Source organism: Mesorhizobium sp. WSM3864 (genome assembly GCF_002294955.1).
Classification (GTDB): domain Bacteria; phylum Pseudomonadota; class Alphaproteobacteria; order Rhizobiales; family Rhizobiaceae; genus Mesorhizobium.
In genome coordinates, this window is record NZ_NSGD01000004.1 from 23,938 (window position 1) to 38,768 (window position 14,831).

Below are 14,831 nucleotides of genomic sequence, written 5' to 3' on the forward strand. Positions count from 1 at the left end.
GCCGCACCCGAAGTTGATCGGGCTCGGGTCGCTTGACCCATCGTTGACAGCGCCGCCGTCAAGCGCTCACTATTTCTCGGGCAGGGAGGAACTGCGGAAAACAGGATCGAGGCCGCGCGGCGCGGCTTGGCTGTCGTTCCACGGCATTCATCAGGGGGACAGGGAGGAGACATGTCGGAGGTATCTCCCCAGCTGATCGATCGGCTGCTCGCGATCTCGCGGGCGCTCGCCGGCCATATCGATCCGGGCTCAGCGTTCCGGGCGACAGCGATCGAAATCGGCACGCTCATCCCGCACGACCATATCGATCTGGCGGTGTTGTCGCTCGATGGGCGCATGCATGCCTGCTACGAGGCCGGCTTCCATACCAGCTGGAGCGATCTGGCGCAGCATCCGGTCGAGGGCAGCCCGATCCGGCGCGTGCTGTGGGGCGACACGCCTTATCTTCTGACCGACAACGCACTTCTTGACGACCGATTCCACTTCGAGGGAGCGTTCGACGGACCGATCTTCGCCGCCAAGCTGCGGAGCCGCATCATCGTGCCGCTGCGGGCACGCGGCAGCGTGATCGGCGCGCTCAACATCAGCCGGCACAAGGCTGGCTGCTACTCGCAAGAGGACGTCGAGGTCGCTCAGCAATGCGCCGACCTCATCGGGCCCTATATGTTCGCGCTGATCCAGACGGAGGAAGCGCGCCGCGCCATGCTCGCCGAAAGCGAGGCGCGCAACCGGGCGGAACTGCTGAGAGTCGGCGCCTCGCAACTGACCGAGGGCATGGAGCGCGAGCGGCGCCGCATGGCCATGGACCTGCACGACCAGACGCTCGCCGACCTGGCCCGGATCGCACGTCAGGTTTCAGCTTTCCGCAGCCGGGGCGTGGCGCGGACGGCCCAGCTTGCCGATCTCGAGCAGGAGGTGGCGGGCTGCCTGGCGGAGCTGCGCCACATCGTCGACGACATGCGGCCGAGCGTCCTGGAACTGTTCGGCCTGCGCGACGCGGTCGAGGCACATCTCAACCGCAGCGTTGCCAGGGCCAAGCCGCCGATCGCGGTGCGCATCGCCGACACCAGCGACGGCAGCGCCGACGGCCTGTCGGAAACGCTTCGCACCGCGCTCTATCGCATCGTGCAGGAAGCCATCAACAATGCGGTCCGTCATGCCGCGCCAAGCCGCATCGAGGTGCAGCTGGCGTCGACGGCAACCACATTCAACGTGACCGTCACCGACGACGGGCATGGCTGCGGCGCGATCGATCCCGCCGCTCAAGGCGGCATCGGCCACATGCACACGCGAGCGGCCCTTGTCGGGGCGCGGCTGCGTTTCGAGCCGGCCGACCGCAAGGGCGGCACCAGGGTCGTGATCGAGATCGATCGCGAGTCCGCCGAGGCCGAGGCGGCGGCGTGCAGCACCGCGATAACCGAAGTTCAGCCGGTGGCGGAGGCAGTCTGATGCTGGTCATGATCGCCGAAAATGACGGGCTGCATCGCACCTTCGCGCGGCGGACCGTCGAGCAATTGTGGCCCGGCGATGTCGAGGTGATCGAAGCCGGCGACGGCGAGGACGCCATCAATCTTGCGGCGGAGCGGCAGCCGCCGCATGTCGTGCTCGACCTGCAGCTGCCCAAGGCGACCGGGATCGAGGTGGCGCGCGCCATCTGGAGCCGACGCGCCGGCACGCATATCCTGTTCTGGTCGAACTTCGCCGACGAGGCCTATGTGCGCGGCGTGGCCCGCATCGTGCCGCCGGGGTCGGTCTATGGCTATGTGCTGAAATCGGCGACGGAAGAAGGCATGCGCTCGGCGCTGCGCGGCGTGTTCCGCGAGGGGCATTGCATCATCGACCGCGAGATCCGCGGCATCCAGCACCGCGTCCAGGACCGGTTCGAGGGCATCACCGACGGCGAGTATGAAAGCCTGATCGACATCGCGCTCGGCCTCACCGACCGAGCGATCGCGGCGCGGCGCGGCCTATCGATCCGCGGCGCGCAGAGCCGCATCAAGCATGTCTATGAGAAGCTCGGAATAGTGCCGCCGGAGGAAGGCTTTGGCGAGGCGTCGGTGTTCAATTCGCGCACCCGCGCGATCTATCTGGCCATGGCGCGCGGCCTGATCAACATCGATGCGCTGCGGCGCGAGCAGGAGCAGCTCGACGCCTGGCTCGCGCAGGCAACGCCGTTGCAGGAGCAGTAAGCCCCGCGATGGGTAAACAGGCTCAGCTTGAATGCTGATTGCTCTTGGCCCTCAGAACGATCGGCTCGGTCTCGATCAATCGAAGCGACCTGACCATATCAGCCGTCCGCGCCTTGTATTTGAGAAAGTGCGGCGCGGTCAGGTGGGCGTGGTAGGCGGAATGATCGACGTAGCATTCGATGACGCGCACCGTTTCGGGCGAACCTTTTATCGAGACCGCGTGCAGGAACAACACGCCGGGCTCGTTCTGCACCGAGGCCTCGATCTCTTCGGCGAGCAAGGCCCTGAAGCTGTCGAGCTGGAAGGCATCGATCTCCAGTTCCGCAATCCGCACGAGCGGCCTGCCGCATCTCTCTGCCATCCATGGTTCTCCTGTCTGCAGCCGCGGATGCCGGCGCCGACTGTGCAAAACCACAGTCGGTGCTGCGCTTAGACCGCTATCGCCCGGTCCGCGTCCCGACTAGCTTTTGCCCTACAAAAACAAGAATCCCGGGGAAGCGCTCATGCCGTTCGTCAGCATACGGATACTCGAGGGTCATTCGCAAAAGCGCAAGAACGAGATCTCGCGCCGGGTCGCCGAGGCGATCAGCGAGGTCGCCGAACTGCCCATGGAAGCGATCTGGGTGGTGATCGAGGACGTGCCGGGCAGCGACTGGTTCGTCGCCGGCAAGCCGGTGCGGGAACCCAAGAGCCCGTGATGTCGATCCCGGCGCGCGCCCGTCATTCCGGCTTTGATGACGTCGTCGGCAATGCGGCGATGGAGCGGCTCGCCACCGGCTACGGCTTCATCGAAGGTCCGGTGTGGCATCCCTATGAGAAATGGCTGGTCTTTTCCGACATTCCGCAAAGCCGCATGTACCGGCGCAGCGCTTCCGGCGAAATCGCTTCGTTCCGCGACCCGAGCCACATGGCCAACGGCAACACGCTCGACCGGCAGGGGCGGCTGGTGACCTGCGAGCACGCCAGCAGCCGCGTCACCCGCGCCGAGCCGGGCGGCACCACGACCGTTCTCGCCAGCCATTACCAGGGCAAGCAGCTCAACAGCCCGAACGACATTGTCGTCGCCACTGGAGGCTCGATCTATTTCACCGATCCGACCTACGGTCGAGCGGAATTCTACGGCGTGCCGAGGCCGCAGGAACTGTCCTACCAGGGCGTCTACCGGATCGACGGCGACGGCGCCGGGCTGACGTTGCTTGCCGACGATTTCGAGCAGCCCAACGGGCTCTGCTTCTCGCTCGATGAATCGCGGCTCTTCGTCAACGATACCACGCGTGGTCACATCCGTGTGTTCGGCGTCGAATCCAATGGTGACCTCAATGGCGGCGCCGTATGGGCTGTGACCGAGGGCGATGCGCCAGGCGCGCCGGATGGAATGAAGATCGACAGCCGCGGCAACCTCTATTGCACCGGACCGGGCGGCATCCATGTCTTTGATGCGTCGGGCGATCTGCTCGGCGTCATCGCGACGCCGGAAGATTGTGCCAATTTCACCTTCGGCGACGAGGACCTGCGGAGCCTCTACATCGCCGCGTCGACGTCGCTCTACCGGCTAAGGGTACGGGTGCCGGGATTGAGGCTGTTTTGAGCGGGACCGTTCGCGCTCAGATCCGATGGAAGTGAAGCCGGCCCGCAGGGGCCGGTGGGAAGTGCAGCAGTCAACACATCTGGGAGGATAATGACATGAAGAAACTACTGGTCTTGAGCGCCTTTGCAGCCATGCTCGCCTCGGGCACCGCGCTTGCCGACACGAGCGGCAAGAAGATCGCCTTCTCCAACAACTACGCCGGCAATTCGTGGCGCCAGGCGATGCTCGACAGCTACGCCATCGTCACCAAGAAAGCGGTCGAGGACAAGGTGGTGGCGGCGGCGGATGTCTTCACCACCGCCGACAAGGAAGTGCCGACGCAAGCCGCGCAGGTGCAGAACCTGATCCTGCAGGGCTATGACGCCATCGTCATCAACGCCGCCTCGCCGGATGCGCTGAACGGCGCCATCAAGCAGGCCTGCGACGCCGGCATCGTGGTCGTTTCCTTCGACGGCATCGTGACCGAGCCTTGCGCCTACCGCGTCGTCGTCGACTTCAAGGACATGGGCAGGCAGGAAGTCGAGCAGATGGCCAAGTTCCAGCCGAAGGGCGGCAATTTGCTGGAAATCCGCGGGCTGGCAGGCACCTCGATCGACGATGCCATCCACGCCGGTATCCTCGAAGGCGTCGCCGCCCATCCCGAGTTCAAGATCGTCGGCTCGGTGACCGGCGACTGGGACCAGACCACGGCGCAGAAGGCGGTGGCGACCATCCTGCCGTCGCTGCCGGAGATCGTCGGCGTCGTCGACCAGGGCGGCGACGGCTATGGAGCCGCGCAAGCGTTCGCCGCCGCCGGCAAGCCGCGTCCGACCATCATCATGGGCAACCGTCAGGACGAGCTGAAGTGGTGGAAGGAGCAGAAGGACAAGGACGGCTACCAGACCTGGTCGGCCTCGATCGCGCCCGGCGTGTCGACGCTCGCCTTCTGGGTGGCGCAGCAGGTGCTCGACGGCCGCAAGGACGTGCCGCACGATCTGCTGGTGCCGTATCTCGCCTTCACCCAGGACAATTTCGAGGCCGCGCTGCCGAAGATCAAGGAAGGTGGCGTCGCTACCCACGAATACACCCAGGAAGACGCGATCGCGGCCATCAAGGCCAACATCAAGCAATAGCGGCGCGACGTTGCCAGCCGCATCGCCGACCGGATATCGTTGAGGATGCTCCAGGCTATTGCAGACATCGTCAGGCTGGACGGCGCCGAAAAGCACTTCGGCGCCGTCCGCGCGCTCAACGGCGTCGACTTCCATGTCGGCGCCGGCGAATGCGTCGGGCTGGTCGGGCACAATGGCGCCGGCAAGTCGACGCTGATGCATATGGTTGCGGGCACGCTGCGGCCCGATGGCGGCCAGATCGCGGTGCGCGGCAATCAGGAAGCGAGCTATTCCGTAGCGCGCGCGCTCGAGCTCGGCATACGCTGCGTGTTCCAGGAGCTGTCGCTCTGCCCCAACCTCAGCGTCGCCGAGAACACGCGCATCAACCACCCCTCGCTCAGCGGGCTCGGCTGGCGGCGTAAGGCCGCCGATCTCATCCAGGCCAAGCTCGACGAGATCTTTCCCGACCACGGCATCGCGGCGGACGACATTGCCGGCGATCTTTCGATCGGACGCCGGCAGATGGTCGAGGTGGCGCGCGCCTTCACGCTGACCCGCGAGCCGCTGCATCTGGTCATCCTCGACGAGCCGACCTCGTCGCTCGATGCGCACACGGCCGGCCAGCTGCTTTCATTCGTGCGCCGCTTCGTCGCCGCGGGCGGCAGCTGCATCCTGATCTCCCATGTGCTGGGCGAGGTGCTGCAGAATGCCGACCGCATCGTGGTGATGCGCGACGGCAAGGTGGTCGCCGCCGACGCCGCAAGCGCGTTCGACCGGGACAAGCTGGTCGCCGCGATGGGCGGCGCCGGGGAACATCAGAAGGCCGCCGCCGAGACCCGCAAGGTCGCGGTCGGGGCGCTCAGGGTGCGGGCGCGCCCGGCGCGGCAGCAGGATGGCAAGGAGCTTGTCGCCCGGGCGGGCGAGATCATCGGCCTTGCCGGACTCGCGGGGCATGGCCAGACGGACCTGCTGCTCGCGATCTTCTCGGCCGCCTCGCGCGCCAGGGCCGGCATCGAAGTGACGGCGCCGGTGGCGCTGGTCGCCGGCGACCGCCAGGCGGACGGCATCTTCGCCCAATGGTCGATCGCCCAGAACATCGGCATCCGCTCGCTTCAGCGCCTGCGCGACGGCCTGCTGATCTCGCCGCAGCGCGAGGCGGAGCTGGCCGAATTCTGGAAGAAGAAGATCGGCATCCGCACGCCGGACATGAACAACAACATCTATTCGCTGTCGGGCGGAAATCAGCAGAAGGCGCTGTTTGCGCGCGCGCTCGGCTCTGATGCCGAGATCGTGCTGATGGACGATCCGATGCGCGGCGTCGACATCGGCACCAAGCTCGAAGTCTACGACCTCGTGCGCGAGGAGGCCGGAAAGGGCCGCACCTTCCTCTGGTACACGACCGAAACCGAAGAGCTCGACAATTGCGACCATGTCCATGTCTTCAAGAACGGCCGCATCGTCGCCAATCTCGGGCGCGACGAACTGACGGAGGAGAAGATCATCCAGTCCTCGTTCGGCGACACGGCCTGAGATGACGGCGATCGCTCCCGGCACGGTCCCCAAATCTTCCCGCGGCAGCGCGGCCCGCGCACGCATGCTGCGCAGCCTGCTGCCGGCGCTGTCGCTGGCGCTGGTGTTGATGGCCATCGCCTGGCTCAATCCGCGTGCCATCAGCTATTTCGGCTTCAACCTGATGCTGAACCTGGCGATCCCGATCGCGCTGGCGACGATCGCGCAGATGTTCGTCATCGCCGGCAATGAGCTCGATCTGTCGATCGGCACTTTCGTCGGCTTTGTCGGCTGCGTCACCGCCACCTGGCTCAGGGATGCGCCGCTCATCGGTGTCGCTGTGCTGCTCGGTTCAATCGGCGTCTACGCGCTGCTCGGCGCGCTGATCCATCTGCGCAACCTGCCCTCGATCGTGGTGACGCTCGGCATGAGCTTCGTCTGGCAGGGGCTGGCTATCCTCATCCTGCCGAAGCCGGGCGGCAAGGCTCCGGACTGGCTGCTGGCGATCATGTCTTTCAAGCCGCCCTATATCCCGTTCCCTATCCTGGCGGCATTGCTCATCGCGGCGATCGTGCATTTTGGCCTGATGCGCACTTCATATGGCGTCATACTGCGCGGTTCCGGCGGCAATGCCGCGGCGCTCAGGCGCGCCGGCTGGTCGCTGCTCAAGACAAAGATCGTGCTCTTCGCGTTGACCGGCCTGTTCGGCGTGCTTTCCGGCATGGCGCTGATCGGCATCACCACTTCGGCCGACGCCAATATCGGCAACGGCTACACGCTGCTTTCGATTGCCGGCGTCATCCTTGGCGGCGGCGAGTTCGTCGGCGGCCGGGTGTCGCCGATCGGCGCGGTCATCGGCGCGCTCACGCTGGCTTTGGCCGCCTCGCCGCTGTTGACCTTCATGCACATCCCGCCCGATTGGCAGGTGGCTGCCAATGGCGCGATCCTGATCATCGTGCTGGCGGCCCGGGTGCTGATCAGCCGCAGGGAGAGGTGAACGATGACCTCTGTACGGATGCTGCTTGAAAAACCCTGGCTCTGGTCCTTCGTCGGCGCCGTTCTCGTGTGGGTGGCGACCGTCGCCTTCACCGGCGGCTATGGCGCCGGCGGCATGATCACGGCGGCACTTTCGCTTGCCGTCTTCACCGTCATCGTCGGCGTCGGCCAGATGTTCGTCATCACGCTCGGCCCCGGTAATGTCGACCTGTCGCTGCCCGCCAATATCGGACTGGCGAGCGCGGTGGCGATGAAGGTTATGGGCGGCAGCGATTCGATGATCGTCGTCGGGCTGTTGGCGGCGCTCGCCTGCGGCGCGGCGATCGGCGCCATCAACTATCTGCTGATCTGGGCGCTCAGGATTCCGCCGATCATCGCGACGCTGTCGGCGAGCTTCATCATCCAGTCGGTCGACATCAGCTACGGGCGCGGCCTGCAGATCAAGCCGCCGCCGGGCTTTGCCGATTTCACCAACTGGCAGGTGCTGGGGATCCCGGTGCTGGCGATACTGACGGTGGTTTTCACCGTCGCCGCGGCGCTGGCGCTGCAGCGCATGATCTATGGCCGCTCGGTGCTGGCGATCGGGCAGAACATCCGCGCCGCCTGGCTGGCCGGCGTCAATGTCGGCCGCATCCGCTTCCTCACCTACACGCTTTGCGGCGCGCTCGGTGGCATCGACGGCGCGCTGCTTGCCGGCTATTTCCGCGGCGCCAATGTCGATATCGGCAATGAATATCTGCTCGCCTCCATCGCGGTCGTCGTCATCGGCGGCACCTCGGTCGCCGGCGGCAAGGCCAACGTGCCCGGCGTCTGGGGCGCCGGCCTGTTCCTGGTGCTTTTGCTCACCATGCTCAACACCTTCGGCGTCAGCGCCGGCGTGCGGCTGGTGCTGACCGGGCTGATCATCGTCGGGGTGATCACGGCGGCGGGTGGCGAGAAGGCTGTGCGGTGACAAGTCGCGAGGAGGGGGTCGCTCTGCGGGGTCGCCGCAGCCAAATTTGACCATGTGGACAAAGGTCGGGCGTCGTTCCATAGTCCTCCCGTCTGACATGTTTTGAACGGCCGGCTCGACACGGCTGTCGAGCAGAGGGGATTTCAATGGAAAACGATCATCGCAAAACGCAACGCGCCGGCCTGTCGCGGCGCAATGTGCTGGAACTCGGCGCCCTCGGGCTGACCGCGGTGGCGCTGCCCGGCGTGGCCTTCGCCAAGGACAAGAAGCTGAAGGTGGCGGCGATCTTCGCGACGCCGATCGAGGAGCCCTGGGACAACCAGATCCATGTCGCCCTGCAGAAGGCCGAGAAGGAGCTGGGCATCGAATACAAATGGTCGGAGAAGGTGCAGACCGCCGACTTCAGCCGCGTGATGCGCGAATATGCGCAAGGCGGCTACGAGTTGGTGCTGGGCGACGCCTTCGCCGCCGAGCGCGAATCGCGGCGCACGGCAAAACAGTTTCCGAAGACGGCCTGGCTGTTCGGCTCCGGCGCCGGGCCTGCGGAACCCAATTTCGGCGTCTTCGACAACTGGATACACGAGCCGGCCTATCTCTCCGGGCTGATCGCCGGCAAGATGTCGAAGTCGGGCACGATCGGCGCTGTCGCGGCAATGGGCATTCCGGAAGTGAACCGGCTGGTCAACGCCTTCTTCGCCGGCGCCAAGGAGGTCAATCCAAACATCAAGCGGAAGGTCGCCTTCATCGGCTCCTTCTTCGATCCGCCGAAGGCCAAGGAGGCCGCGATCGCGCAGATCGATGCCGGCGTCGACGTCATCTATGCCGAGCGTTTCGGCGTCATCGAGGCGGCGGTCGAAAAGAAGATCTACGCCATCTCCAACATGTCCGATCAGTCGAGCCTCGGACCCGACACGGTGATCACCGGCCCGGTATGGAACATGTATCCGACGGTCGAGCAGGCGATCAAGCTGGTCAAGGCGGGCGTCTTCACCGCGCAGGACTATGGCGACTTCTCGCGCATGGCCAAGGGCGGCTCCGATCTCGCGCCCTATCACAAGTTCGACAAGACGCTGCCGGCCGAGGTCAAGGACCTGGTCGCCAAGAAGAGAGCCGAGATCCTGGAAGGCAATTTCCGCGTCGACGTCGACGAGAACACGCCGGTGTCGGATTGAGCGCAGTTTACCCTCCCCCTCGAGGGGAGGGGTGCCGAGCGAAGCGAGGCGGGAGGGGTCCTCTCAACCGCTCGACCTTGACGACTGAAGATGGAGCGCGTCGCGGGCGACCCCACCCGGCCCTGCGGGCCACCCTCCCCTCGAGGGGGAGGGATATTAGGAGCATCCTTGCCCGTCCCTCTGATCGAAATGCGCGGCATCACCAAGAGCTTCGGCGCCGTCAAGGCGAACGAGGGCGTGGATCTCAGCGTCGCCTCCGGCGAGATCCTTGGCCTGCTCGGCGAGAACGGGGCCGGCAAGACGACGCTCATGAACGTGCTGTTCGGCGCTTATGCGCCGGATGCCGGCGAGATCCTGGTCGAGGGCAGGCCGGTCGCCATCCACGATTCGGCGGATGCACTGGCGGCCGGCATCGGCATGGTGCATCAGCATTTCCATCTGGCGCCACGGCTGACGGTGCTGGAAAACCTCTTGATCGGCATTGCCGGCAAGTCCGGTCGCATCGACCGCACGGGCGGGCTGGCGCGGCTGAAGGAGATCGGCCGCCAGCATGGCTTACATCTCGATCCCGGCCTGCCGGTCTCGGCGCTCTCGATCGGCGAGCAGCAGCGGCTGGAAATCATCAAGGCGCTCTTTCGCGGCGCCAGGCTCCTGATCCTCGACGAGCCGACGGCGGTGCTGGCGCCCAGCGAGGTCGATGGCCTCTTCGCCGCGCTGCGCTCGATGGCGGCGCAAGGGCTCGGCATCATCTTCATCTCGCACAAGCTCAACGAAGTCAGGGCGCTCACCCATCGTTGCGTCGTGCTTCGGCATGGCAAGGTCGCCGGCCGCGTCGATCATCCGGCAGGAACCACCTCGGCCGAGATGGCCAAGCTGATGTGCGGCCACGAAATCATGCCGCCGATCAAGGAGGTCTCGACGCCTGGCGCGCCCGTGCTGACGCTCGACGGCGTCTCCACCTCAGGTCATGGCGGCACGCCGCTGCGCGAGGTCTCGCTCTTCGTCCGCGCCGGCGAGATCCTCGGCGTTGCCGGCGTCTCCGGCAATGGCCAGCGGGCGCTGGCTGATGTGATCTCCGGCATGCTGTCGCCGAGTGCCGGTTCGATGACGATAGCCGGCAAAGCAGTTGCGCAATTTTCGCCGCGCGAGCTGCAGGCGCTCGGCCTTGGCCGCATTCCGGAGGACCGGATGACGACCGGGCTGGTCACCAACCTGCCTCTAGCCGACTCCATGGTGCTGCCCCGCATCGGCACCGAGGCCTTCAGCCGCAAGGGACTGCTCGATCCGGCCGCGATCCGCGCCTTCGCGGAGGCGCAGATCAAGGCCTATGACATACGCTGTCCCGGCCCCATGACGCGCGCCGGCGCGCTTTCCGGCGGCAATCTGCAGAAGGCGCTTTTGGCGCGCGAGCTCGCCTTCGACCCGAAGGTGCTGATCGTTTCGCAGCCGACGCGCGGCCTCGACATCGGCGCTGCACGGTTCATCCACGAAAAATTCCTGGCCATGCGGGCGAAGGGTTGCGGGATCATCGTGATTGGCGAGGATCTCGAGGAATTGCTGATGCTCTGCGACCGCATCACGGTGATGTATGAGGGTCGCATCGCCGGCACGCTTTCCGGCCCGGAGGCCACCGTCGCGGGGCTTGGGCTGCTGATGACCGGCGCGGAGGGGAGGGCGTAGAGCTATGGAATTGCCTCGGGCGCCGGACTTTGGCGCCGCCCCTCACCTGCCTGCCGGCATCCTCTCCCCGTATAGTGACGGGGAGAGGGGCGCTCTCATCGGTGGTTTCGCCAATCGTCAGCGGTGCAAGAGAAGCGCCAGCGGCGCGCCCAGCCCCCTTCTCCCCGTCACTATACGGGGAGAAGGTGCCGGCAGGCGGATGAGGGGCGGCGCCGACATCCGCCTAGCAGAGGGCCACGCCTGATGTTCCGTCTCGAAGCCCGCAGCTCGACGCCGGCCTGGCTCAATCTCGTACTGCCGCTGCTCGCCATCGCCGTCACGCTGGTTTTGTGCAGCGGTCTCATCGCTGTCGCGGGCGCTGGCGTCGTCGAGGCCTATGGCGTTATGCTCTCGGCCTCGCTCGGCGACAGCTACGCCATCACCGAGACGCTGGTTCGCGCCGCGCCGATGATCTTCACCGGCCTGGCGGTGGCGATCGCCTTCCGCGCCAAATTCTGGAACATCGGCGCCGAGGGCCAGCTGCTCGCCGGCGCGGTTGCGAGTTGTGCCGTAGGCGCCATCCCGATGCCGGGACCGCTCGCCATGCTGCTGATGGTGCTGGCCGGCGCGGTGGCCGGCGCCCTCGTCGCGCTTGTGCCGGCGACGTTGCGCGTCCAATTCAAGGTCGACGACGTGGTCAGCTCGCTGCTGCTCAACTCGGTCATCTATTACGCGCTGATGGCGCTGATCGAGGGGCCGTGGAAAGACACCTTTTCCGGCTATCCGATCTCGCCGCCGATCGAGGATTCCGCCAATTTCCCGGTGCTGATCGAAGGCACAAGGCTGCATATCGGCGTCGTCGTGGCGCTGATCGCAGCGCCCGTCTGCTGGTTCCTGATCGCGCGCACCACGCTCGGCTTCCGAATCCGCGTAACCGGCGAGAATGCGGAGGCGGCGCGCTATGGCGGCATCAATACCCAGCGCGTGCTGCTCTCCACCGCGCTGCTTTCCGGCGCGCTGGCCGGATTGGCCGGCGTCGGCGAGGTTGGTGGCGTCCACTTCCAGGTGATGAGCGACATCTCGCCGGGCTACGGCTATTCCGGCATCGTCGTCGCCATGCTCGCCCGGCTCAATCCGCTCGGCGTCGTGCCGGCCGCGATTTTCCTTGCCGCGGTCATGACCGGCGCCGAGGCGATGTCGCGCGCGACTGGCGTGCCGGCCTTCCTCAGTGAGGTCATCCAGGGCACGGCGCTGCTTGCGATGCTGGTGGCGCTGCTCTTCACCGCCTACCGCATCCGCCGCGTGGGGGCGCCCGTATGAGCGCGGTATTCGAGCAGATTTTTCAGGTCGGCTTTCTCGCCGCCATCATCCGTATCGCCACACCGCTCGCCTTCGCCACGCTAGGCGAGATGTTTTCCGAGCGGGCGGGCGTGCTCAATCTCGGCATTGAAGGCATCATGCTGTTGGCGGCCATGGCCGGCTTCACCGCCGCGAGCCTGAGCGGCAGCCTGTGGCTGGGCGTGCTGGTGGCCGTGCTTGTCGGGGCGGCGATGGGCGCGCTGCATGGGCTGTTCACGGTGGTCTTGGGCCTCAGCCAGCATGTCTGCGGCATTGGCGTGACGCTGTTCTGCTCTGGGCTCGCCTATTTCCTCTACCGGCTGATCTTCGGCCAGCAATCGGTGCCGCCCAGCATCAAGGGCTTTCAGCCGGCGCCGATCCCCCTGCTGTCGGACATTCCGATCCTGGGGCCGGCGGTGTTCAACCAGTTCACGCTGGTTTATCTCGCGATCATCGCCGTTCCGTTTGCCGCCTTCGTGCTCTACCGCACGCCCTGGGGGCTGTCGGTGCGCATGGTCGGCGAGAACCCGCGCGCGGCGGATTCCGCCGGCGTCAGCGTGATCGCCACGCGCTTCCAGGCGGTGATCCTCGGCGGCGCGCTGATGGGGCTCGCCGGCGCCTTCCTCACCATGGCGCAGTTCAACGCCTTCACCTTCGGCGTGGTGTCGGGCCGCGGCTGGGTGGCGATCGCGCTGGTGGTGTTCGGCCGCTGGGACCCGTGGCGTTCGGCGGGCGCGACATTGCTCTTTGCCTTCGTCGACGCGCTGCAGCTCAGGATGCAGGCCAGCGGCCTCGGGCACATCCCTTACGAAGCCTTCCTGATGCTGCCCTTCATCTTCACCATCGTCGCCATGGCCTTCATTTCGCGCAACGCGGTCGCGCCTTCGGCGCTGCTGAAGCCGTTTCGACGCGAGGAACGGTAGGTAGGATACTTTCCTCGACGGTTGCAAGGTGGTTCCCCCAACGGATCAAGGTGCAAGAACCTTCCTGCACCGCCAAGGGTCGACCCCCCCTCCGTCGAGCTGCGCTCGACACCTCTCCCCCGATCGACGGGGTAGAGGAAGGGCGCCCAGCTTGGGACGCCTCAGATCGCCGTGAAGGCGTTGTCGACGAACAGATGCGCGCCGTTGACGAAGCTCGATTCGTCGCTCGCCAGGAACAGCGCCGCCTTCGCCACCTCCTCCGGCTCGCCGATGCGGCCCTGTTGCGCGGCCATGGCGGCATCGGAAACATCGACGCCGAGTTTGCCGAGGTCGGCGACCTCGCGCATTCCGTGCGGCGTGCGGATGAAGCCGGGGCAGACGGCATTGCAGCGGATGTTGCGGTCGCGGAACTCCACCGCGATGGCGCGCGCGAACATGTGGCAGGCGCCTTTTGTCGTGTCATAGAGCACTTCGTTCGGCGTCGCTGCCACCGCCGAGATCGACGAGGTGCAGACGATCGAGCCGCCGCCAGCGGCGATCATGCCGGGCAGCACGGCCCGCGTCATCAGGAACATCGAGCGCACATTGACGGCGTGCAGCCAGTCCCATTCCTGCAGGGTCGTCTCCAAGAAGGGTTTAATCACAATGGTGCCGGCGTGGTTGAACAGCACGGTCACCGGCCCGAATTTTTCCGCGGCCGCCTTCGCCGCCGCCTCGACCTGCGCCTCGTCGGAAACGTCGGCTACGAAATGCTCCGCGACATGGCCGCGCGCGCGGATCGCCGCGGCGATCTTGCCGGCGGCCTCGCCATTGCGGTCGATGATCGCAACCTTGGCGCCTTCGGCGGCAAACAGCTCGGAAGCCGCTCCACCCATGCCCGTCGCGCCGCCCGAGATGATGGCGACCTTGCCCGCCAGCCTTCCACCCATATTGCTCTCCCTGAGTCCTGTGAGACTATTTTGATGCTATTCCCTCGCGTACCGAATAGCCAAGCGCTTGAACGAGGCCGTTTGCCGGAGCTACAGGCATTGTCGGATCCTCCGGTGGCGCATCCCCGCACGTTTTTCGATCTCGGCTGAGAATAAACGCCCCTCAAGTTGCCGCTTCCGAGGACGTCCTTCCAAAAACAGGCGAAAAATAGCACTCGACAAAGTCTACTATCTTTATAGATTAATGGCCGAGACGGAGGTTCGACCATGACCTACATGCAGAATGCTCAGCGCAAGGGCCAGAGGCTGACCGCCGACCAGAGCTGGAGGCCCGCCTATGGCGGAACCTTCGCCTATCTCGTTTTCGCGCTGGCATTCGTGTTCACCGGCGCGGTGGTGCTTGGGATCATCCCCTGACAGAGCCGGGGCCTACGGCCCCCCGTCCAAAAATCTGAGTTGGAGTAACCGGAGAAGATAACTGGCCG

General features: G+C 65.8%; 15 protein-coding genes. 13 read left to right on the forward strand and 2 right to left on the reverse strand.

Going from position 1 to position 14,831, the window contains the following annotated elements; genetic code table 11:
- Nucleotides 1-171 precede the first annotated feature (171 nt).
- Both CK215_RS10400 and CK215_RS10405 read left to right on the forward strand, forming a co-directional pair.
- On the forward strand, nt 172-1,449 hold the full coding sequence (locus CK215_RS10400) for a histidine kinase (RefSeq protein WP_095779806.1): 1,278 nt from the start codon (nt 172-174) through the stop codon (nt 1,447-1,449).
- Complete coding sequence (locus CK215_RS10405; protein WP_095830892.1) at nt 1,449-2,189, forward strand: response regulator transcription factor; 741 nt, start codon at nt 1,449-1,451, stop codon at nt 2,187-2,189. Before CK215_RS10400 ends, CK215_RS10405 begins: the two co-directional genes overlap by 1 nt.
- Nucleotides 2,190-2,211: 22 nt before the next feature.
- Here CK215_RS10405 and CK215_RS10410 read toward each other — a convergent pair whose 3' ends face one another.
- Entirely contained in the window at nt 2,212-2,550 is a 339-nt protein-coding gene (locus tag CK215_RS10410) for a putative quinol monooxygenase (RefSeq protein WP_095830893.1), read from the reverse strand.
- A 142-nt stretch (nt 2,551-2,692) separates the two neighbouring features.
- Between CK215_RS10410 and CK215_RS10415 the strand changes: the two genes are divergently transcribed.
- From CK215_RS10415 to CK215_RS10465, 10 genes are all read left to right on the forward strand, one after another.
- Nucleotides 2,693-2,887 (forward strand): 4-oxalocrotonate tautomerase family protein, encoded by a 195-nt coding sequence (locus CK215_RS10415; protein WP_066998377.1) that lies wholly within the window; start codon nt 2,693-2,695, stop codon nt 2,885-2,887.
- Nucleotides 2,887-3,777, forward strand: coding sequence for an SMP-30/gluconolactonase/LRE family protein (locus tag CK215_RS10420; protein WP_095830894.1), 891 nt, complete (start codon nt 2,887-2,889; stop codon nt 3,775-3,777). The genes CK215_RS10415 and CK215_RS10420 overlap by 1 nt, the downstream gene beginning before the upstream one ends.
- 95 nt (nt 3,778-3,872) lie before the next feature.
- A complete protein-coding gene (locus CK215_RS10425; protein WP_066998252.1) occupies nt 3,873-4,889 on the forward strand; it encodes an ABC transporter substrate-binding protein in 1,017 nt (338 codons plus the stop codon).
- Nucleotides 4,890-4,934: 45 nt separating this feature from the next.
- Nucleotides 4,935-6,398 (forward strand): sugar ABC transporter ATP-binding protein, encoded by a 1,464-nt coding sequence (locus CK215_RS10430; protein ID WP_095830895.1) that lies wholly within the window; start codon nt 4,935-4,937, stop codon nt 6,396-6,398.
- Nucleotide 6,399: 1 nt separating this feature from the next.
- On the forward strand, nt 6,400-7,374 hold the full coding sequence (locus CK215_RS10435) for an ABC transporter permease (protein ID WP_095782671.1): 975 nt from the start codon (nt 6,400-6,402) through the stop codon (nt 7,372-7,374).
- A gap of 3 nt (nt 7,375-7,377) precedes the next feature.
- Nucleotides 7,378-8,325, forward strand: a complete 948-nt coding sequence (locus CK215_RS10440; protein ID WP_095782670.1) for an ABC transporter permease — start codon at nt 7,378-7,380, stop codon at nt 8,323-8,325.
- 146 nt (nt 8,326-8,471) lie between these two features.
- Nucleotides 8,472-9,497 (forward strand): BMP family protein, encoded by a 1,026-nt coding sequence (locus tag CK215_RS10445; RefSeq protein ID WP_095830896.1) that lies wholly within the window; start codon nt 8,472-8,474, stop codon nt 9,495-9,497.
- Between the two features lie 168 nt (nt 9,498-9,665).
- Nucleotides 9,666-11,177, forward strand: a complete 1,512-nt coding sequence (locus tag CK215_RS10450) for an ABC transporter ATP-binding protein (RefSeq protein WP_095830897.1) — start codon at nt 9,666-9,668, stop codon at nt 11,175-11,177.
- A 243-nt stretch (nt 11,178-11,420) separates the two neighbouring features.
- Entirely contained in the window at nt 11,421-12,476 is a 1,056-nt protein-coding gene (locus CK215_RS10460; protein ID WP_095830899.1) for an ABC transporter permease, read from the forward strand.
- Nucleotides 12,473-13,417 (forward strand): ABC transporter permease, encoded by a 945-nt coding sequence (locus CK215_RS10465; protein WP_095830900.1) that lies wholly within the window; start codon nt 12,473-12,475, stop codon nt 13,415-13,417. Before CK215_RS10460 ends, CK215_RS10465 begins: the two co-directional genes overlap by 4 nt.
- A gap of 161 nt (nt 13,418-13,578) precedes the next feature.
- On the opposite strand, the gene CK215_RS10470 is transcribed toward CK215_RS10465, so the two are convergent.
- On the reverse strand, nt 13,579-14,346 hold the full coding sequence (locus CK215_RS10470) for an SDR family oxidoreductase (protein WP_095830901.1): 768 nt from the start codon (nt 14,344-14,346) through the stop codon (nt 13,579-13,581).
- A gap of 267 nt (nt 14,347-14,613) precedes the next feature.
- Here CK215_RS10470 and CK215_RS10475 point away from each other — a divergent pair, with 267 nt between their 5' ends.
- Entirely contained in the window at nt 14,614-14,763 is a 150-nt protein-coding gene (locus tag CK215_RS10475) for a hypothetical protein (RefSeq protein ID WP_082953811.1), read from the forward strand.
- Nucleotides 14,764-14,831 lie beyond the last annotated feature (68 nt).